The following is a 20,279-nucleotide window of genomic DNA, read 5'->3' as shown; positions in this document are numbered from 1 at the left end:
TGTCGCAGAACCAGGAACCAGAATCCCCTGTCTTTAGGCAGGGGAGTATGTCAAATCCCCAAAGAGACTCACCGAGCCGTGAAGCGCATCCTGTTGGAATCGGATCAAGATCTTTCGGAGCTGATCGAGGCGCTGCTCAGCCAGTGGCTGCGTTCTCAGTCGGGAAAGGTTTGAAACCAAAATCTGGGGAAGGGGGGCATCGCGGACCCCACAGCCGCATAGGATCCCGCTGTCGGGGATCGGAGGGAGCACACAGATTCCAGATCAGAACCAGATAAGAATAAGATGAAGGGGCGTGAGGCAGGGATCCCCGAACGCGAGGTGGGGCCGTTCGCAATAGCGGGACGGAGTCCTTGGGCAAGTTGCGCGAGGGGAAGTCTGCGTTGGGAGGACGTCACGCTCTTTCAGGGGTAAAGGGATCCTTTATGCAAGCCATCACCTTGCTCGGCTCCACCGGCTCGATTGGCACCCAAACTCTGGACTTGGTGGCCCAGTATCCAGAGCGTTTTCAGGTTGTTGGCCTGACCAGCTACAGCAACGTTGCCCTCTTGGCCGAGCAGGTGCGGCGGTTTCGGCCCCAGATGGTTGCCATTGGCCGGGAGGAGCTGCTGCCGGAGCTGCGGTCGCTGCTGACGGGGATCCGACCGCTGCCGGAGTTGGTGGCCGGAACGGAGGGGCTGTGTCAGGTGGCGGCTCACCCGGCGGCCCAGCGGGTGGTGGCGGGGATCGTCGGCTGTGCTGGCCTGTTGCCTACTCTGGCTGCCATCCGCGCCGGCAAGGACATTGCCCTGGCCAACAAAGAAACCCTGGTGGCAGGCGGTCCGGTGGTGCTGCCCTTGGTGCGGCAGTACGGGGTGAACCTGATCCCCGTCGACTCTGAGCATTCGGCCATTTTCCAGTGTTTACAGGGGGTGCCCGCGGGATCCCTGCGAAGAATCCTGTTGACTGCCTCGGGTGGCGCCTTTCGGGATTGGCCTGCCGAAAAATTGGATCAGGTCACCCTGGCCGATGCCCTCAAGCATCCCAATTGGGTGATGGGGCGCAAAATCACCATCGACTCGGCTACCCTAATGAACAAGGGCCTGGAGGTGATCGAGGCCCACTGGCTCTTCGGCCTGGACTACGACCACATCGACATCCTCATCCACCCGCAGAGCATTGTCCACTCCCTGATCGAGCTGGCCGATACCTCGGTTCTGGCCCAGTTGGGCTGGCCGGACATGCACCTGCCCATCCTCTACGGCCTCAGTTGGCCGGAACGCCTGGCCACCCCCTGGGATCCCCTCGATTTGGTCAAGCTGGGATCCCTCACCTTTAAGGCTCCGGATCACCGCAAGTACCCCTGCATGGAGTTGGCCTATGCCGCTGGACGGAGGGGGGGAACGCTGCCGGCAGTGTTGAATGCGGCCAACGAAGCGGCGGTGGCCCTGTTCTTGCAGGAGCGCATCCGTTTTTTGGATATTCCCCGTCTCTTGGAGCGGGTTTGTGAGCGGCATCAAGTCATTGCCGATCCCAGCCTGGAGGACATTTTGCAGGCAGATGCCTGGGCACGGCGGGAAACGGCGCAACTGGCCCAGCAAGCCCCGGCTCAGGTTCTGGTCTGATCCCTACCGGGGGGATCCGGCTGAGCGCTAGAGTGGGAGAGGATGCAGGGAGCAAGTGAGTGACCGGATCGGGATCCCATCTCCGACAGTTGGCCCATTATCTGCGCCCCTATCGACGACAGGTGGGGTTGGGCATTGGATCCCTGCTCCTGGTCAATGGCCTGGGGGTGTTCCTGCCCTGGTACGTCAAGCTGGTCATCGATGACCTCAGCCAGAACCTGGCCACTTTGTCGGCCCGGCGCATTGCCCTTTACGCCTTGACGGTGCTGGTCGTCTCCAGCCTGATGATGGGCATTCGCATTGCCTCGCGGGTGTGGATGTTTGGGGTGGGACGGCAGGTGGAGTTTCACCTCAAGCAAGCCATCTTCGAGCATTTGCTCACCCTGCAGCCTTCCTACTTTGCCCAGCAGACCATCGGGGACATTCTCACCTGCATCACCAGCGATGTGGAAAACATCCGCCGCCTGTTGGGCTTTGCCCTACTCAATTTGGCCAACACGATCTTTGCCTATGCCACCACCTTGCCCGCCATGTTTGGCATCGAGCCCCGTCTGAGCACCTTGGCGCTGTCGGTGTTTCCGGTGATGTTGGTGCTGGTGAAGTTGAGCAGCAACCGCCTGCAGCAGGAGCAGCTCCAGGTGCAGCAGGAGTTGGCGGATCTGAGCGATCTCATTCAAGAGGACCTGAACGGCATTGCCCTGATCAAGGTGTACAGCCAGGAACAGCACGAGCAGCGGGAGTTTCGCCGCCAGAACCAGCGGCTGCTGCAGGCCAATTTGCGCTTGGCCCTCACCCGCAACTTGCTTTTCCCTTCTTTGGTGGCGCTGGTCAGCCTCAGTTTGTTGCTACTGCTGGCGGTGGGGGGGCCGCAGATTGCGGCAGGGACGCTGACCATCGGGGATTTTTCGGCCCTCACCCTCTACGTGGAACGGTTGGTATTTCCCACCGCCCTGCTGGGCTTCACCATCACGGCCTACCAGCGGGGGCAGGTCAGCTTGGAGCGGATCGATGCTCTGTTGGGGGTAGAACCCACCATCCGAGACGCCCCAGGCGCTTTGCCGTTGTCTCTGGAGAGGGTGCAGGGTCGCCTCGAGGCCAGAGGTCTCGCGTTTGCCTTCGCCGGCCCTGCGGCAGCTCCGGCTCTAGAGGATTTGCACTTTTGCATAGAACCGGGCCAGATGGTGGCGGTGGTGGGGCCGATTGGGGCGGGCAAGTCCACTCTGGCCAATGCCCTTCTTCGGCTGCTGGAGATCCAGCCGGGGCAACTGTTTTTGGATGGGCAGGATATCACCCAGATTCAACTGGGATCCCTGCGGCGGGCCATTGCCTATGTGCCCCAGGAGAGCTTCCTGTTCAGCGCCACGGTTCGGGACAACATCCGCTACGGCAAGCCAGATGCCGAAGATTGGGAGGTGGAATGGGCTGCCAAAGCCGCCCACATCCACGCCGAGATCCTCAACTTCCCCAACGGCTACGACACTCTGGTGGGAGAGCGGGGCATCACCCTCTCCGGTGGCCAGCGACAGCGGGTGGCCTTGGCCCGGGCTTTGCTGGTGGATGCTCCCATCTTGATCCTGGATGACTCTCTCTCCAGCGTGGATAACCAGACGGCCCAAGCCATCCTCCGCCATCTGCGTCGGGTCACGGCCCAGAAAACGGTGATCTTCATCACCCATCGCCTCACGGCTGCGGTGGAGGCCGATCAGATTTGGGTGATGGACCAGGGCCGCCTTGTGCAGAAGGGATCCCATGCCGAATTGCTGGCGGACGAGAAGGGCCTCTACGCTTCTCTGTGGGCCAAGCAAAAGCTGGAGGAAGCCCTGGCCTAATTTGACGGCGGCAATCCCTGGCCGCTACCCTAACCGGCAAAGCTGTGGGGAGTGGCAACGATGGAAACTGCTGGGATCACTTTGTCCAAATTGCTCCACCAAGCTGGGATCCAGCCTCAATTGGCCCAGGGATCCCTGGAGGGGGTGCAGGTCTGGGGCCTCTGTGCCGACTCTCGCCAGGTACAGCCGGGGGATCTCTTCTTGGGGATGCCGGGATCCCGCGTGGATGGAGGTAGCTTCGTGGCCCAAGCCCTGGCGGCAGGGGCAGTGGCGGCCCTCATTTCCCAAGAGGCGTGGGAGAGCGTCAGCGGAGAGGCTGGATGGGGAAGTCAGCCCGTCCTGGTTTTGCCTCGCGCCAGCCTGAACAGGGCCGTGGCCCAGGTGGCGGCAGCTTTCTATGGGTTTCCCGCCCGCCAACTGACCTTGGTGGGGGTGACGGGCACCAATGGCAAAACCACCACCACCCACTTAATCGAACATTTGGTGCAAGCTGCCGGCCGCTCCGCGGCTTTGCTGGGCACTCTGTACAACCGCTGGCCTGGCTATAGCGAAGTGGCCTCCCACACCACCCTTTTTCCGCCTGAACTGCAGCGCAGCCTCAGGGAAGCCCAGAGAGCCGGGGCGGAGGTGGCGGTGATGGAGGTGAGCTCCCATGCTCTCGCTCAAGATCGGGTGTGGGGATGTTCCTTTGCCGCTGCCGTCTGGACCAACCTTACCCAGGATCACCTGGATTTCCACGGCAGCATGGAGAACTACTGGCAGGCCAAGGCCACCCTCTTCCGACAGGAGTATCTCCAAGGGCGGGCGGTGATCAACGCCGACGATGCTGGGGGACGGCGGCTCTTGCAAGCCATTCGGCCCGATCTGCAGCCCTGGGCCTACTCGCTGCAGCCCCTGCAGGGGATCCCCGGCCTCTGGCCCAGCAACGTTCAATTGCACCCCAGCGGCTTACAGGCGACGCTCCACACCCCCTCTGGCGCCTTTGCCGTGGCAGCCCCCCTGGTGGGATCCTTCAACCTGGCCAACCTGCTGGCGGCGGTGGGGGTAGCCCTGCACTTGGGGATCCCTGTCGAGATCATCCAGTCGGCCCTGCCCCACTTTCCGGGCGTACCGGGGCGGATGGAGCGGGTGACCCTGCCGGGGCAGGATATCGCGGTAGTTGTGGACTACGCCCACACCCCCGACGGCCTAGAAAACCTGCTCAAGGCCCTGCGATCCCAGGTGCAAGGGCAACTTATCTGCGTCTTTGGCTGTGGCGGGGATCGGGATCGGGGCAAACGACCGCAGATGGGCCGCATTGCCGCCACCTGGGCCGATCAGGTGATCGTTACCTCCGACAACCCCCGCACCGAAGATCCCCAGCAGATCCTACGGGATATTTTGGCCGGGATCCCTGGATCCCCCAGGGCGGTGGAGGTGGATCGGCGGCAGGCCATTCGCCTGGCCATCCTCGCAGCCCAGCCAGGGGATACGGTGGTCATTGCCGGCAAAGGCCATGAGGACTACCAGATCCTGGGCACCGAGAAGATTCACTTCGACGACCGAGAAGAAGCCCGCGCCGCCCTGGCCCTGAGGGAAAAAAGCCGGGGGTGAGGCTAACGGGAGCGGTGCTGCAGCATCAGCTCCACGAACTCGCGGAAGAGGTGATCGGCGTCGTGGGGGCCGGGGCTGGCTTCCGGGTGATACTGCACGGAAAACAGGGGCAGGTGACGGTGGCGGATCCCGGCTACGGTGTGGTCATTCAAGTTGAGGTAGCTGATCGTGACCTCATCGGCAGGGATCGAGTCGGCATCCACCGCAAATCCGTGGTTCTGGCTGGTGATCTCCACTTGCTTCTCCAACCCGCAAGGGTGGTTGAGGCCGCGGTGGCCAAACTTGAGCTTGTAGGTGGATCCCCCCAGGGCCAAGCTGAGGATCTGATGGCCCAGGCAAATCCCAAATAGGGGCTTCCCGGTTTGCAGCAGAGCTTGGGTGGTGCGGATGGCAGTCGTCTCAGCGGCGGGATCCCCTGGCCCATTGGAGAGGAAGATCCCATCGGGGTTGTAACTCAAAATCTGCTCCGGGCTGGCATTGGCCGGCAACACCATCACCCGACAGCCATAGCGGGTAAGGCGGCGCAGAATGTTGCGCTTAACGCCGAAATCCAAGGCCACCACCCGCAGGGGCGGCTCCGGCACTGGGATCCCTTGGCTGCGCCCATAGTCCCAATCGGCAGGCGTAGGCTCCAGCCACTCGTAGGGTTGGGGAGTAGTAACTTCCGCCACCAAGCTCAACCCCTGCATGGAAGGAGCCTGGCGCACCCGCTCCAACAAAACCTGGGGATCCAAAGTCTCCGTGGAAAGGGCCCCGTTCATCACCCCCTGAGAGCGCAGCCGCCGTGCCAAAGCCCGCGTGTCCACCCCGGCAATGGCCGGGATCCCATATCGTTGCAGGTATTCGGGGAGGGTGGATGTAGCCCGCCAGGAGCTGGCCAAGCGCGATACATTGCGGGCAATCACCCCTGCTACTTGGGGCCGAGCCGATTCTTCATCCAGCTCATTCACTCCGGTATTTCCCAGCTCCGGACAGGTGAAGGTAACCATCTGCCCCCGGTAGCTAGGGTCGGTGATCACCTCCTGGTAGCCGGTCATGCCCGTGTTGAACACCACCTCACCCACCGCCGTGCCCGGCGCCCCAAAAGACCAGCCGGCAAAGGAAGTGCCATCGGCCAGCACGAGCAGAGCCGGCTGCCGAGTTTGCCAGGGGAAGGCTTTTTGTGGAGCTTCAAGAGTTGGGGAAGAGGTAAGCATAGCCAATGACCTACGGCAGCTTAGGACAGGAGCCTGGCAACCTTTCAGCCACGACCTGACCATCCTACCCCAGCTATCCTTCCTCTGGCTCGCTGGTTACTCCTTCCTCTGGCTCGCTGGTTACATTGCCACACTCCGGATTTTTGTCCTTGCGAAGAGTGCCGATCAAAGTGCTCACCACCACGCAGCGGTTTTCGCCCTGGGAGTAGGCGCTGCTAACTACAAAGCGACCCAGTTGACGGGCGCGGCCATCGGATTCAAAAACCGCCCTTCCGTCATTGAAGGTGTTAGCCACAGTTACAAAATTGTTCAGGCGTAGCCGCTGACAGGGGGTAGGTTCATCGCAGAGGCCCTCCTCATCCTGGATAACCAGAGTCGGCACGTTTGGCTCTGAATTGTCCACCCCCACCACCCAAGCTCGGCCCAGGAGAGAGGCTCTGGCGTTGGTGCGGGCGGTGCGCAGGGCGCGCTCCACCTTGTTTTGGGCATCCTCCAGTTGGATCCGCGCCCAGATGTTGATCCCAGAGGGAACGGCCAGCACGGCCAGGATGCCGATGATGACCACCACCGCTAGGACTTCTGTCAGCGTAAAGCCCCGGGATCGAAAAGGCTGAGCTCGGCCAATTGCCTTTTTCTCCAAGGCCAACATGGTGGACATTCCCCCTAGGAGAGCGGACGGTTGATAACACCGCGGGCAAGAACCAGTGTTTGCATTGGCAGCAAGTAGCGCGACACCTCTGAGATATCGACGCTGGTGGCATTTCGGATGTAGCGACGGAAAAGGCCAGGGTTGGCCCGCTCCATGGCCGTGGCGGTGATGTTGATGATCACATCCTGCGGTCGGTCAGCGCCGACGCTTTGCCGCACGCAGACATAGAAGCCCACGTCGTTTTGGTTATCTCCCAGCCCTGGGAAGATGACGCCGTTGGGCCTGCCGCCACCAAAGGCATAGCCCTGCGGGCAAGCGGGTGCAACCTGCGGGCTGCCCTGCCGGCTGCTGAAGATGTTGGAGACCAAAGTTATCAGGCGGGGGCCATCTGCCCTGCCGGCAATGGGGATTTGGCGCGCTCGAGCTTGCTCGGAAGGCCAAGCAAGGAAACCATCTCGGAACGGATCGGGATCCTCAACAAAGAACGGGCTGCGACCGGCGCAGTTGTTTTGACCCTGAATGTTGAAGGGTCGCAATTCAAAACGGTCGATCCGCGCGTTGCCTTCCCAGGGAGTGCCCCCCGTTGGGTTGCCGGCGTTGTTGTAGTTGCGGCGTAGGTAGTACACCACCAGGGTGTAGATGCCGCGGCGGCTGACAAGAGTGTCCCAATCCGCATTTCTATCGTTCTGATCGAGCGGAAACTCGCGAGGTGGCTGGTTTGGTAGGGTAGCATTGCCTCTTCGAATATCTTGCAAGGTGGGGTTGCCCTCGTAGCATCCCTGCGGGATCGGCTCCAACTTCCAAAAGGCAACAACCGGGATAGCGTCATTGGGTCGGCGGATCCAGCCGGGGGTGTAAAGCTTTTGGATGAGATCTGGCGTTCGGTCTCCGTTGGGCTGTTCCGCATCGTTGTAGATGTAAAGCGCCTCTGCCAGATCCTGCCGGATAAACTGCATGGCCTGGGTCAGCTCTGCCTGCACCTGGGTGCGGCCCGTCTCTTCCCGATCCAGCCGCATCGTCTCGATGACAATCATCGCGGTGGCCAGGAGAAAGATGGAGGCAACCAGCAGTGAGACCAACAGCTCAATGAGGGTAAACCCCGCACTCTGGTAAACCCTGTGGCGAAAAACCTTGAACATAGGAAAACACCACCTTTTTGTGAGCCTGCAGGAGGAGCTTACCCGTCGCTTCAAAGCGAGGTAGGGCTTGGGCTGGGCAGCGGGAAGGCATTGCAGTTGTTGGTCGGTGTTCCACCCCTGGCTTGAACATCGGCCAAAACGGCGCGGCAAACATCCCCCAAATTGGCGGCCAGGTTGACTTCTACAATCGAGCTGGCCATGGGAAAGAGCCACACATCGGCATTGGCCAAGTTCTGGTTAGCCGAAACCACCTCCGCCCTCAAGCCAGGCAGCGCTCGGCGAGTGTTTGGATCAAAAGAAAAGCGGTGGTAAACCCTCACACCCATGCGAAAGCTGCAGGGCACCCCCTCAATGACCCTGCTTTCACGGCGGTCGATGCAAGGTGCCCCTGCGTCGCGGAAGGTTTGGATGACGTATTCTTCGGGGTTACGCCCCGGCACTTGAACCCGAGCCACGCGAATGGAATAGTTGTCCCCCTCTGTGTCCATGTTGGTGGGAGGTGGGGTATTTGCCAGCGGGTTGGCTCCCACCTTGGGCAGACGGGCCAGTTGAGTCTGAAAAGCGCGAGGGTTGGCAGCCAGCTCGATATCCACCAGAGTGCGGATGCGGTCTACCTCTTCCTGGGCTAGGCGGTTGGCCAGCTCCACCCGCTCGCTCATGGCGCGCCGGTAAGCAATTACCGTGAGGGTAGGGGCCAGGGCGACCATGGCCAGGGCCACGAGGACGACCGAAGCCAAGACTTCAATGAGGGTAAAGCCCCCTGTTTCTTGTTGCCGCCAAAGCCGTCCTTTGCTCATCGATCCCTCCCTTAGCCCACTCTGCTCCTACCTCGAATCTACCCCTGGCTTGGGGAGTCGATATCAGTCGAACTCATTACAGCCTCCAATCCGAGCAGCCGCCTGCAGGGGCACATCTGGCTGAGCTTGCAGCCCGCAGCGCAGCCGCCGCACATACGGATCCTGAGGATCCAACTCCCGCAAGAACTCGGTGCGCGTGTTGGAGGGGAATTGGAAGCGGGACGACACAGGGCCGGGGCGGCGGGCAATTTGCAAGCCCACGTCATAGCCGAAGCGGCGATTGGGCGGGAAGTAGTAGTCGAAGCCCCGCACAAAGGTTGGATCGTCTACCAGAGCGGGTGGCTCAAAGCTGTGCTGCAGGAAGGGGCCGGTAGCATAGGTGCTGTAGTTGAGCTGGATCATCGAGCCGCTGAAGAAGAGGTTGGTATTTCTCCACAGCTCGTTGAGCCGCAGGAAGTTATGCATGCCGCCGGCAGTTTGATGCAGCCGCGAGGGCAGGGTACCGCTGATGGCAGTGGCGTTCACCCGCGTTTCCCTAGCTGGCTGCAGTTGATGGTTGTTTTCGCCAGTGTCGTTGCGGCGGCGCTGGTTCACATCGGTTGAAGCCAGCTCTTGGAAGCGGGGAATGGGAATAGGCCGGCGGGTTACTTCATCCAGGATCACCCCTAGCACTGGGTTGTCCCTAGCAAAGCCAGTGGTGGGCTTGTTCAGGTCCAGGGTGAAGGGCTCCACATCCACCCACTTCAAGTCGTCATTACTGCCACCTGCGCCACCGTTGAAGTCAATTTGCACCTGGATGGTGCTGCCGTTGGGCTTGACGTAGAAGCAGAGGCCATTGCGGATATCTTCGCTCCCCTTGGTGTCAATGTAGTAACCGCCAAGATAGTTGGAGCTTGGGGAGTAGTTCTGAGTGTCACCTTCGTTTACCCAAGCGTAGGGGTTCAACACCATTTGGGGCTGGATTTCTAGTCCTTGCCTTTCAGGATCTAAGTCCAGCCCAAACAGCGGATCCCGATCTCGAATCTCACCCGGATCCGGTTCGTCCTCAAAGCGCAACGTGCTGGGGCGGCTAGCGGCGGTGTAGGCCTCGTAGCGGAAGCGGTCGTTGAAGTTGGGGCGGAACACGCCCGGCACCCAGAAGCCGCCGTCAGCGGGATTAACTAGCTCGTCGCCACAGCGAACTTCTCCGCTCTTGTTGAGCAGTTCCCGCCGCAGTTTCCGCGCCCAGTCGTCTGTGCCTCGAGCAGGATTTGCAGGAAGTGGTGGAGCACCGCTCTCAGCAGGGCGGATGCCCGGCTCTTTGCTGGGCTTGGCAATTTGAGTGGAGAGCAGGTTGCCCCTCAAGCCAGCGCGGGCAGCATGGGCTGGCTCCCCAAACATCCAATTGAAGGCTGCCCGCAAAGCCTCAGCAGGGCTGGGCCACTTGGGCGGCTTGGGCACCCCGGCTTTCACCTCCAGCACCGGGGAAAGCTGCGGCTGCAGAGCAATGGTTACGCCCTCGGCAGGAGCCGCAGCCACCGTATTCACGCTGATGGTCTCCGGCTCCGGATCCGCCTGCACTTCCTGAACAGGGCGCAGCTCCACCGTGTTGGGCTTAACGGCTAGCCACTCGCCCAGAGGGCTCTTGGGGGGAGCTTCTGGGGCAAAAGTTGCCGGCCCGCAATTGCGTTGACATCTTAAGCCTGAAGGTATCGTCTCCGTTTTGGTGGCTGGGCAGCTTGGGCTGCTAGTGTCGGCAATGAGGTAGCCTGTCTTGCTTTGGTCAAACGTTTTGACTGTGCCGCAGTCGATCTGGTTGATGACCTCATCGCAACTGGCCGGCGTCCAAGGCCCCCAGTTGTAGTTGCAGGTCTGCCGGCAGTCGACCGTCTGGGATTGCCTCTCGGTGTAGCTGGTTCCGCAAACTGCCACTGTGCAGGTGCGGCTGCGAGTTTGGGTGACTCTGGTGCCACCGTTGGCCACCGTACACTCAGGAGTCCATTCAGACCAAGCACCGCAGCTAGCACCTGGAGGTTGGCAGGTAACCCGTCGAGGTGTTGGTGGCTGGCCTGGGCAGCCATCAGGCAACCTTGCTGTTTGGATAATGGTTTCAGGCTGACAGATATTGGTCGGGCAGGGATCCCAGATGGGATCGCAGGTCTTGCAACGCGCCTGGTTAGACTCAAGAGCCTTCTGAGGATCCGGCTGGCAAGGCTTGTTGACCGGCGGCAGCGGCTTTAGGTAGCGCAGGTCGTAGTCTTCCCACTCACTGCCATCGCGGGTGGCAAAGCGCAGCCGGGCGTTGCCAGTGTTTTCATAGGTTTGAATTTCTATCAAGTAGGGCGAGTCCTGGGAGGGATCCGCGCACTCCAGCTCCAATCTCAAGGCAACCTCGTTGCTGCCGCTATCCCGCCAGGCTTCGGCACCTGCAGCGTTGGGTCCTAAGTTGAGGGGAGTGCCATGCCAAACGGCATCGAGTCTGAAGGTGGCGTCAGGTCTCTCGTCCCGCCGGCGAATGATCAGCCGCACACCATCATCGCCCTCGAAAATGCGGTAGGTCTGCAAGCCCGGCCAACGGGGATACAGCTCCCCTACCCAGCGCACCACGAAGAAGTCGTTGCCGTTGTTGTTGCCAGTCGGCCCTGCCCCACTTCTACGCCGCCAGCAGGAGCGCAGGAAGTTGAAGTGACCCGGGAAGTTGAGATCATCTGCGTCGGTCAGCAGATTCGTAAAGCCATTGTTGCCATCTGGCTCTCCGCAACTGGGCATCCAGAACCAGTCGCCGCGATCCCGTCGATCTGGGGTGCCAGCCGGCGCCGACAAGCGGCAACGGGGCTGCCGAATGTCCGCCAAAGACCCGTCGCACCTAGAGTTGTCATACAGCCGCCGCTTGAAGGGAGAGTTGGAGTCCAGCGATGTGCTGCTGCCGAAAAAGTACTGGAAGCCGCCCCACCAAGGGAAACCGCTGCCGCTGCGGGCAAAGGGGGCCAGGTTGGTCGGGTTATCGATAGCATTGCGCACGCAGGCCCAGCGTTGGTTGTTGGTGCCACTTGGATTACAGGTAGGCGCACTGGTGGTATAGCCATTGTTGTACTGACCAATGGCGTCAGGTACTCCTTGCGCCGGGAACACCGGATCCGGCCAGCGCACCGCCCGCAGGTAGGGCAGGTTGGCCTCTTGGGCTTCTGGAAGCAGGGGGCCTACAGCTCCGCTGGTGGCAAACCCTGTGTCGGGTTTGTACCGGTTCTGCGGGCTGGTCAGCCAGCCGTTGTAGTACTCGGCCAGCAACCCAGAGCCGCCGGGATCCGGGCAGGGTCCCAGCGGAGCCACCAGCACCCAGCGGGAGGTATCCAGCACCGGGTTGCCCAAAGCGGAGATGCGGGTGCCGAAGTTGGCATAGCCCACATCGGGTGCCCGCAAGGGCCGCACTGCCGGCACGCCACCGCCCGCCGTTCTGTCATCGTTATTGGGATCCGAATCGGCGTTGTTGAAGGGAGCCAGAATGGTGTCGCGGGCAAACACATCCGGCCAACCCGGCTGGTTGAGGTTGTCGCCCAAATTCTGCGCCCCGTTGGTGTTGTCGAAGCGGAGGACACCAGCGCCGCCTCTGGTGGGATCCGGAGCCGGCCAGTTGTTGCCGCGGATCACCAGGGCCTGGTTGAGGAAGGAGGTGTTGGCCCCTAGGTTTGGCCCACTGCAGCCGTAGTAGTCGTTGCGGCGAGGGGCCGAGGCCCGTCCACCTGCGTAGTCTTGGCCGGAGGTGTAGTTGCTGCCGCCGCCATTGAGGGTGCCATCCTGGACAAAGGCATCGTCGATGCTGCCGTCGCAGAAATCGGCAGAAAGGATGTTCACCGAGTCGCCCAAGACCTCGCTGGGCCGCCAGAGATCCTCCGCCGCCCGGGCAAAGCGCCGGTCTTCCCGTTCTTTATCGGATCGGAATCGCGGCCGCCCGTAGAAGTTTTTGTAGAGGCCATCTTCTCCGAAGTCAAGAAGAGTTGTGAACTCCTCCAGCCGCTGCCCGTTCCTCGTCTGGTGCAGGTTAAAGTCCCCTTGGATGTAAACGGGGTTGTCGGAAATAAAAGACAAGCCAAAAATCGCGTCATCAGGGTTGAACCCACCCCGGGCCAGCACCGCCCCGTTGCGCAGCCGGAAGCCGTAGGGCCGCCGATCCGGATCGGCATAGTAGTCCACCGGTTTGGGGCTGAGTCCACCTGGATTGGAAACAGGGGGATCCCAGACCGTTTGGCCATTGGCCGTGCCTCGATTCGGCTGACCGGCGTTCATAATACCGGCGCTGCCCAAAGTGCCGCGGGCATTTCCGTTGCGCCAGTTGGTCAGGTAAGTGCTAAAGGTGCCCAAGGGTGGGCGGGCAATGGCATCTTCCCGCACGGCATCTTCCCGGAAGGCGTAGAAAATCCCCCCTTCTCGGTTCTCGCCAAGCCCAGCAGGCAGCCAAGTATCCCCGCCGATAAACCCATTGGCCTGGTTGTTGACGTTGTTGGTCAGCAGGGCCAGGTCGATGTTGAGGGCCCGCACCGCCATTGCCTCGCGGCCATCGTAAAAGACGGAATCTTTGAAGGGCACGCGATGACACTGGTTACCAACCCGAATCAGCTCAAACTGGTTGCTGTTGGGGCCAGCAGTGTTATTGGGGCAGTTGGCAGTGGCACGGGGCAAAGTCCACTGGTCAATGGTGGCCCGGGGCCTCAGCCTCATGGATCCCAGATCCACCACGGCTTGATAGGTTACTGGCCCCTGTAGGAAGGGGTAGGCCTGCCTCCGCTCATCTTCAAGGGGATCGTTGGGGTTGGGGGGCACGCTGTGGTAAAAGGTCTCGCGGGGGAAGATGTAGCGCAGCGGCAGATAAAACCGGTTGGCTGCTTCTCGGTCCCCAGCTCGGCTGGCTTGGATGTCGTTCCAAAGGATTTGAGCTGTGGGATCAGGATTGCTGGCATTGGCGGCATCCCGAATGCGCAGGATGTTGTCGGCCAGCATGCCCAGCATGCAGCCTGCCGTTTGCAGCGTGGTTTGGTCGGCTAGGCTCAGTTGGTCAGTCACTTGGTCAGCGGGAGTGCCTCGGTTGACCAGATCAATCGCCCGCCCAATCGCCCGCCGCAGCTCGGAGAAGTTGCCAAAGGCCGTAATAAACGGATCCGGGTGAATGCGGCCCGCTTCTTGCCTGGGTGGATAGGCCCCGTCAGGATCGCCGGCAAAATTGGCCAGGTTGGTGAGCGCTGTCCACAAAGGAGTGCCAGGCCGCAGTTGCTCCCGCATCGGCTCGGGGTCATACTCCCAAACGTTGGTGCCCTCTCCAGTAAAGAAGTTGATGCCCAGTTGAGTGCGCTGGTCGCCGGTAGGGAAGGTGGAAGCCCGCTGCAAACTCCAGGGAGAGCCTGGGTGGGCCACCGTAGCCAGGCAGGCTATCGGAAAGCGGCCATCTCTGTGGCTGTAGTGGTAAACGGCTGTAGCCTGCACTGCCGCTGGGTTATCCCGCAGCGTTAGGCGTTGCCGCGCCTCGTTGCTGATGAAAATGGCCTGTAACTTGGTGGGGTCCTCTAACTTGGTGGGATCGTCGGGATCCCCGGGCGGCACCAAAGGCAGAGGCAAAGAATCGGTGCGAGTCAGCTCCAGCCGCTGGCCTACGATCACCCGCAGACCTTCCACACGGGCCCGCCGCTCCCAATAGCCATCCAAGCCCACCTCGGAAAGGGCGCCTGGGGGTGGGTTGTCCTCGGTCAAAGACTCATTCTGGTTGTTCCTGGCATCAGCAGGAATGGGATCACCGGCCTTAGCACCAGGAATGGGATCACCGGCCTGAGCAGGATACTTTTGCGCAAAGGTGTCCACGTCGCAGCCCCTCTGCAGGTCAGGAGTTACAGGCGGACGGTCGTAGCTGGCTTTGGGGCCAAAGCGGTTGTCAGCCCGATAGACATCGTCTACATAGGGAGGGCAGACCTGGTCTCTTTCTGATTGAAAGCCACCGGCTTTAACTCGTCCTCCCTGCTTGGCATTAATTGGGGAGACCGACCATCCTGGATCCGGTGCATAGGCTCCGCGGGTGCGAATGCGGCCAAAAAGCTGGAGCTCCAGCGGATCCAGAGCTATCTTTTCCGGATCTTCATTGTTCTGAACTTGAACTGAATCAAAGTTGAGGTTATTCAGACGGGACGTACTAGGTGCCCTACCTGGCACACCGGGCTGGGCATCGAAGATGAGGTTGTCGCTCACCTGCTGGCCGGCGTAGCCAATGGCCCCTGCCACCAACTCTCCAAAGGCAGTGATCTCAGAGTTGTCGGGGGGCATGTAGAAGCAGGAGTGCTCCGAGCTGATGGCGAAAGCCCGGAACAAGTTGTTGGAGCCATACCGGAAAAAGAGGCTGCCCCCTGTGTAGATAGCGCCGTTCCAGTTGTATCCAGGGGTGAAGAAGAACTCTACATCGCCGCGGCTAAAGATCCCCCACTTGTTGAGCAGATCCCGCTTCCAATCCTGCTGGAACTGCAAGGCCGAGATGGCGCGGGTGGTGGAGTCGGCCCCCTCAATGGGCAAAGTTACAGCGTACACCTGAAAGGGCTTGTACAGCGCAGGGCCCACCTGGAACCAATCTCCCACGTTGGGGTTGACCGTCTGTTCAGCCGGAGAATCGGTACACCCCGCCAAGGCCGAACCCTGCAGTGGCCCACTGCGGATCACCAGTCGCCGCGCCCGTTCAGTATCGCTGATATTTCCCTCAAAGCCCTCCAGTCTGTCTCGGCCCTCTACCGGCGCACGACGAGCATGAAGGATGGTATAGGCTGTTACGGAGTCATTGAGGCCGTTGTTGTCGGTATCCACCAAGAACCACCAGACTGGGGCTTGCCGCTGCACTTCGATTCGCCGACCTGAATTCTGGGGATCGGGCACGCGAGCCGTGTAGGGCAACAGGAAACGCTCCTCGTCGGGAAGGGTGTAGGGATCCGAGGGCTCTGCAGGCACCGCCGTGCCATCGTTGAGCAGCGCAGAGGTAAATTGGGCATCGGTGGGAGCGCTGTTGGGCAGGCGGCGATCCCGAATGAGGTTGTCAATCTTGGCCCTGGCCCGGTCGATGGCAGCATTCAGTTGCCGGCTGATGGTCAGCTCCGCCCGTTCCACCTGGGTTTGGATGGTGCGCTGGGTAGAGCGGGTCAGCAGCCCTACCGTCACCAAGCTCAAGACCAGCACGATCAAAATGGCAACCGGCAGGACGAAGCCCCGCTCGCGGATCTTGCGCCGATCCACCCGTGCTTTCAAAGAGGCGAGCAAGCGCAGGGTGAGCTTGAGCAGCAGCGTGGAAGGAGCAGACATACCGTATCTCGGACAACGTGAAGGGGAAGGCGGCACCCCAGGGATCCCTTGTCAAGATGCCAAGCTAGCAACAGTATGGCGGTGATCATGGCCGCCGCAAATCCCCACCTCTGGGGGGAATCCCCAAGCCCTTTCTCCAATTCACAAGATCCCCAGTTGCTGCGCCTTGAGCAGGGCGGTGACACGGTCGCTAGCATCCAGCTTGCGGTAGGCGGTGCTGGCATATTCTTTGACGGTTTCGATGCTTAGGCCCAGACGGCGGGCAATCTGTTTGTTGGCCAAGCCCTCGCTCATCAGTTGCAGCACACACAGCTCGCGGGGGGTGAGCTTGGGCAGCTCCTGTCGGGCAGGCAGCCAGTCTCGTTCGGGGTTGGACAAAATCTGACGGATGACGCGGGCCAATTCCGCCGGGTCGGTCTCTTTGGAAAGGTAGCCTTTGGCCCCGGCGCGGCGGGCTGCCTCAATCAGACCCGGCTCCTGAAAGGTGGTCATCATCACCACCACCACCGGCAGACCTAGCTCGGTGATGTGCTGGCATGCGGCGATCCCATCCCCATCCGGCATGCGCACATCCAAAATGGCTACGTCGATGGGGCAACTGCGACAATGGTGGACGGCCTGGGATCCCGTCTCGGCTTCGGCCACCACCTCAAATCCTTGGGCTTGCAGGGCAAACTTCAGCCCCAACCGAAAGAGGGGATGATCGTCGGCAATGAGAACGCGGACAGGGGAAGTCATGGCAGGGGATCCCAGCCGAGGGGGTGCTGGTTTTAATCTGCCCAAGGGGGGATCCCAAATAAAGCGCCCTCACCCCCAGCCCCTCTCCCTTGGGGAGAGGGGGGTTATGGCTTCACCAAGACCATGCCGCGGGCCTGGGGGTCAAAGGTGGGATCCAGCCGGGTTTGGGCATTGTACAGGGCGCCGGTCAGATCCGCCCCCTCCAGAAAAGCGCCTCGCAGGTCGGCCCCCCGCAGATCGGCATTGTGTAACTTGGCCCCTGTGAGGTCGGCGCCGGTGAGGATGGCTCGACGCAAGTCGGCCCCGCTTAAGTTGGCCACCTGCAGATTGGCACCCGTCAGATCTGTCTGCTGCAGGTTGGCCTGCGCCAGATCGGCTTCCCACAAGAAAGCCCCTGCCTGAGCTGAGCCACTCAGATTGGCCCCTCTCAAATCGGCCAGATTGAGGATTGCTTGGGAGAGGTCGGCAGCTTGGAGATTGGCCTGTCTGAGGATCGCTTCTTTTAGGTTGGCCCCCCTGAGGTCAGCTCCCGGCAGTTCTGCCCCCGTTAGGTTGCAGGCGGGGCAATCTTTGCTGGGAAAAACAATTTGGGAGCGGCCCAGTTGGGCATCCAACTCCAGTTGGGCAAAGGCCGAAGCCGTCGGGATCCCCAGCGCCAACAGCGCTCCCGACCAGAGGCGACTTCCCCTCATCAAGGGCTTTACAGGTTGGAGCCGTGCCCATCCCATGGTTTTCACCGGGATCCCCTCCTACTGCTGATGGTAGCCGCTCTGGCCCATTTCCCCAGGGATCCCCCATATCTTGAGGAGCGCCACTAGCTCTGTTGCGGCTGGCAGTGGGGGCAAAAGTGGGCCGACCGACCTGCCAGCTTCATCCGCTGAATTGGGGTGCCACAGAGGCGACAGGGATCCCCTTCCCGACCGTACACCCACGCTTGCCCTTGATAGTTGCCGTTGAGCCCACGCAGATCCCGGTAATCCCGCAAGGTGGTGCCCCGCTGCTCCAGCCCGGCCCGTAACACCTCGATCAAAGCTTCTCGCAGGCGTGCCTTGGCCACATCCGAAAGCTGAACTGCTGGCGTCAAAGGGTGAATGCCGCTCAGAAACAGGGCTTCGTCGGCGTAAATGTTGCCCACCCCGGCTACCAGCGATTGATCCAGCAGCGCGGTTTTAATAAGACGGCGGCTCTTCTGCAGGGCAGCCTGGAAATAGGCCTCAGAAAAAGCTGGCGAAAAGGGCTCCGGCCCCAAGGTCTGCAGGGTGGGGATCACCGCCTCCAGCTCAACACCGGCGGGCACCAGCCACATCTGGCCAAAGGTGCGCTGATCCACAAAGCGCAAGTCCCACCCTTCCTCGAAGGCCAAACGAACACGAGTGTGAGCTGATAAAGGGGTGGATCCCTGCACCCAGAGCAACTGCCCGGTCATGCGCAGATGCACGCCCAGAACAGCTCTCGAATCCAGGGATCCCAGGAGATACTTTCCTCGCCGCTGCCACTGGGTAAAACGGGTGCCAATCAAGCTCCGCCCAAACATCTCCCCTGCAGGGTAGGCAATGGTGCGGGCCAGGAGCACCTCCACCGCAAGTATCCGCGGCCCCAAGGTGAGGCGTTGCAAATCTTGCCGAACTGTTTCAACTTCCGGCAGTTCAGGCACAGAACGACTTGCTCAAGAACACAGTCCCCGGCATCAGAACTTTGGCTTAGCTGGCCGCAGCTTTGGCCTTGGCTTTGGGAGCTTCCAACACTTCCAGTTCATCTTCGCGGAAGTTGTTGGTGTTGATGTTGTAGTAGTTGATCTTGTCAAAGCGGACGATCACCGGGTAGAGAATGCCGCTGGTATCCACCGCCGCAACCGTTCCCACATCCCGGTACCAGTAGGATTCTTTCCGCAGCACACGGACTTTGGCACCACGCTGAATTGCCATGAGGGTTATCTCCATTGACCTGAACTCAGATTACCCTAGTCCGTGAGAAGGCTGCGATTTCCGAATTTTTGTAACAGGGATCCGCTTTTGTCTGGCTGGGTTTTCGGGGCCAACAGCAGATGAACCGTCGCACCTGTGGAGCCTGGCTGTTGGGTTCTGCTTTGACCTGGGGCTTGCAGGGGAAATCTGCAGGGCTGCCCCATCCGCGCGATTTTGCCGCCGTCCTCAACCTGAACACCGGTCGTTTAACAAGGGTTTGGCAGCCGGAGCAGGCTTCCAGAATCAGGGCCAGCCCTGGCTCAACCGTCAAATGCGCCGTTGCCGCCGCTGCTCTGCAGACTGGGATCAGCTCTGGGGAGCGCTTGATCCACTGTCCGGGTTGGTGGGATCCGCCGCCGCAACTGGGGTTGGGCCGCCTACCCTGCTGGGATCCCCGCGGCCATGGGGCTTTGAACTTGCGCCAGGCCCTGGCCCACTCTTGCAACGTGCATTTTTACCAGTTGGGCTGGGAGCTGGGGGCCGATACCCTGGTGGAGTGGCTGCGGCGCTTCGGCCTAGGGAGTGTGCAGAATACAACTCCGGCTCCGCTCTTGGCGACTGGTCTGGCTGGGCCGGTGGATCCCTGGGAGCTGTTGGTTTATGGGGGCGTGATCGCCCGCCGAGGTGTACCCCTTTCTGGCGAGGTCTCTCTGCCCGCTTTCTCTTTACCGGCTTGGATTTGGGAGGCTCTCCATGCTGGCATGAGCCTGGCGGCAACAGCGGGCACCTGTCGCGGCATTGCCCCAGAAGGGATCCCAGTGGCAGCCAAGTCTGGCACCATCCTCAATCCTCAACGACGAGGACGACCAATTCTCTGGGCAGAAGATTTTCAAGCCTGGTTGCTGGCCTTTTGGCCCCTGCCGGATCCCAACTGGACGCTGGTGCTGCACCTGCATCAGGGCAAAGCCTATGAGGCGGCCATTCCCCTGGCGCGGCAGATCATCGCCGCCATCGGCAGCGGGTGACCACCTTGCTTGCGATCATGAAGAAATGCAAACTATACTGAAGGTCAAGTGCCGTTCTCGTTTTCGTTCTTTACGGATCCCACTCGCCATCGTTCCCATCTACCCTGGAGGTTCTCATGTCTAATCCCAATTTGTCTGAGCCCAAGTTTGGCTTTAACGAGTATGCCGAGCGCCTCAACGGTCGGGCTGCCATGATTGGCTTTGTGTTGGCCATTGTCATCGAAGCGGTGACGGGCCAAGGCGTTGCTTCCTGGCTGGGCCTGATCTAAGAGACCTCAACTTACCGCCTTTTGGCTTTTCCTTGGGTCTGCTGGCTTGCAGGCCCTTTATTGTATTGAGGAGGGTATTGAGCAGGAAGCGTGACCGCACCAGTTGTAGCCGTTCTGAATGGCAACAAGGCTTGAGCGGGCACCAACTACTCCAAGCAATTCCGACAGCGCCGAATCTTTCCCTTTCTCCCTCTGAGGGAGGAGCTGGTGTAAACTACCCGACACCCGCGCTATGCG

14 protein-coding genes are annotated in these 20,279 nt (G+C 60.9%); 5 read left to right on the top strand and 9 right to left on the bottom strand.

Going from position 1 to position 20,279, the window contains the following annotated elements:
• The first annotated feature begins 425 nt into the window (after window positions 1-425).
• The 3 genes from NW815_RS03835 to NW815_RS03825 are packed head-to-tail and all read left to right on the top strand — an operon-like array spanning window position 426 to window position 5,026.
• The gene (locus NW815_RS03835; protein ID WP_414390050.1) at window positions 426-1,604 is read left to right on the top strand and encodes a 1-deoxy-D-xylulose-5-phosphate reductoisomerase; all 1,179 of its coding nucleotides are present in this window, start codon (window positions 426-428) and stop codon (window positions 1,602-1,604) included.
• Between the two features lie 59 nt (window positions 1,605-1,663).
• Complete coding sequence (locus tag NW815_RS03830) at window positions 1,664-3,433, top strand: ABC transporter ATP-binding protein (protein WP_414390053.1); 1,770 nt, start codon at window positions 1,664-1,666, stop codon at window positions 3,431-3,433.
• A 60-nt stretch (window positions 3,434-3,493) separates the two neighbouring features.
• Window positions 3,494-5,026, top strand: a complete 1,533-nt coding sequence (locus tag NW815_RS03825; protein WP_414407280.1) for a UDP-N-acetylmuramoyl-L-alanyl-D-glutamate--2,6-diaminopimelate ligase — start codon at window positions 3,494-3,496, stop codon at window positions 5,024-5,026.
• Between the two features lie 2 nt (window positions 5,027-5,028).
• On the opposite strand, the gene carA is transcribed toward NW815_RS03825, so the two are convergent.
• The 9 genes from carA to NW815_RS03780 form a co-directional block, all read right to left on the bottom strand.
• A complete protein-coding gene (carA, locus tag NW815_RS03820) occupies window positions 5,029-6,222 on the bottom strand; it encodes a glutamine-hydrolyzing carbamoyl-phosphate synthase small subunit (protein ID WP_414389019.1) in 1,194 nt (397 codons plus the stop codon).
• 73 nt (window positions 6,223-6,295) lie between these two features.
• Complete coding sequence (locus tag NW815_RS03815; RefSeq protein ID WP_414389021.1) at window positions 6,296-6,871, bottom strand: Tfp pilus assembly protein FimT/FimU; 576 nt, start codon at window positions 6,869-6,871, stop codon at window positions 6,296-6,298.
• Between the two features lie 14 nt (window positions 6,872-6,885).
• Window positions 6,886-8,010, bottom strand: coding sequence for a type II secretion system protein J (locus tag NW815_RS03810; RefSeq protein WP_414389023.1), 1,125 nt, complete (start codon window positions 8,008-8,010; stop codon window positions 6,886-6,888).
• Window positions 8,011-8,060: 50 nt separating this feature from the next.
• Window positions 8,061-8,807, bottom strand: a complete 747-nt coding sequence (locus NW815_RS03805; protein WP_414389024.1) for a type IV pilus modification PilV family protein — start codon at window positions 8,805-8,807, stop codon at window positions 8,061-8,063.
• 63 nt (window positions 8,808-8,870) lie between these two features.
• A complete protein-coding gene (hpsA, locus tag NW815_RS03800; protein ID WP_414415726.1) occupies window positions 8,871-16,106 on the bottom strand; it encodes a hormogonium polysaccharide biosynthesis protein HpsA in 7,236 nt (2,411 codons plus the stop codon).
• 141 nt (window positions 16,107-16,247) lie between these two features.
• On the bottom strand, window positions 16,248-16,844 hold the full coding sequence (locus NW815_RS03795; protein ID WP_414389130.1) for a response regulator: 597 nt from the start codon (window positions 16,842-16,844) through the stop codon (window positions 16,248-16,250).
• A gap of 104 nt (window positions 16,845-16,948) precedes the next feature.
• Complete coding sequence (locus NW815_RS03790) at window positions 16,949-17,536, bottom strand: pentapeptide repeat-containing protein (protein ID WP_414415725.1); 588 nt, start codon at window positions 17,534-17,536, stop codon at window positions 16,949-16,951.
• A gap of 122 nt (window positions 17,537-17,658) precedes the next feature.
• On the bottom strand, window positions 17,659-18,498 hold the full coding sequence (locus NW815_RS03785) for a DNA-formamidopyrimidine glycosylase (RefSeq protein WP_414389126.1): 840 nt from the start codon (window positions 18,496-18,498) through the stop codon (window positions 17,659-17,661).
• 46 nt (window positions 18,499-18,544) lie between these two features.
• A complete protein-coding gene (locus NW815_RS03780; protein ID WP_011432873.1) occupies window positions 18,545-18,769 on the bottom strand; it encodes a photosystem I reaction center subunit IV in 225 nt (74 codons plus the stop codon).
• Between the two features lie 119 nt (window positions 18,770-18,888).
• Between NW815_RS03780 and NW815_RS03775 the strand changes: the two genes are divergently transcribed.
• Entirely contained in the window at window positions 18,889-19,773 is an 885-nt protein-coding gene (locus NW815_RS03775; RefSeq protein WP_414350373.1) for a penicillin-binding transpeptidase domain-containing protein, read from the top strand.
• Between the two features lie 116 nt (window positions 19,774-19,889).
• The gene (locus tag NW815_RS03770; protein ID WP_011429120.1) at window positions 19,890-20,042 is read left to right on the top strand and encodes a chlorophyll a/b-binding protein; all 153 of its coding nucleotides are present in this window, start codon (window positions 19,890-19,892) and stop codon (window positions 20,040-20,042) included.
• Window positions 20,043-20,279: the final 237 nt, after the last annotated feature.

This window comes from Synechococcus sp. R6-7 (assembly GCF_047461695.1).
Classification (GTDB): Bacteria; Cyanobacteriota; Cyanobacteriia; order Thermostichales; family Thermostichaceae; genus Thermostichus.
The sequence above is the reverse complement of the archived record's forward strand: the minus strand, read 5'-3'. Positions and strand labels throughout refer to the sequence as shown.

Coding starts and splice junctions, on each gene's coding strand:
- NW815_RS03835 (WP_414390050.1), top strand. CDS start 426: ATGCAAGCCATCACCTTGCTCGGCTCCACCGGCTCGATTGGCACCCAA.
- NW815_RS03825 (WP_414407280.1), top strand. CDS start 3,494: ATGGAAACTGCTGGGATCACTTTGTCCAAATTGCTCCACCAAGCTGGG.
- carA (WP_414389019.1), bottom strand. CDS start 6,222: ATGCTTACCTCTTCCCCAACTCTTGAAGCTCCACAAAAAGCCTTCCCC.
- NW815_RS03815 (WP_414389021.1), bottom strand. CDS start 6,871: ATGTTGGCCTTGGAGAAAAAGGCAATTGGCCGAGCTCAGCCTTTTCGA.
- NW815_RS03810 (WP_414389023.1), bottom strand. CDS start 8,010: ATGTTCAAGGTTTTTCGCCACAGGGTTTACCAGAGTGCGGGGTTTACC.
- NW815_RS03805 (WP_414389024.1), bottom strand. CDS start 8,807: ATGAGCAAAGGACGGCTTTGGCGGCAACAAGAAACAGGGGGCTTTACC.
- hpsA (WP_414415726.1), bottom strand. CDS start 16,106: ATGTCTGCTCCTTCCACGCTGCTGCTCAAGCTCACCCTGCGCTTGCTC.
- NW815_RS03795 (WP_414389130.1), bottom strand. CDS start 16,844: ATGACTTCCCCTGTCCGCGTTCTCATTGCCGACGATCATCCCCTCTTT.
- NW815_RS03790 (WP_414415725.1), bottom strand. CDS start 17,536: ATGAGGGGAAGTCGCCTCTGGTCGGGAGCGCTGTTGGCGCTGGGGATC.
- NW815_RS03780 (WP_011432873.1), bottom strand. CDS start 18,769: ATGGCAATTCAGCGTGGTGCCAAAGTCCGTGTGCTGCGGAAAGAATCC.
- NW815_RS03775 (WP_414350373.1), top strand. CDS start 18,889: ATGAACCGTCGCACCTGTGGAGCCTGGCTGTTGGGTTCTGCTTTGACC.
- NW815_RS03770 (WP_011429120.1), top strand. CDS start 19,890: ATGTCTAATCCCAATTTGTCTGAGCCCAAGTTTGGCTTTAACGAGTAT.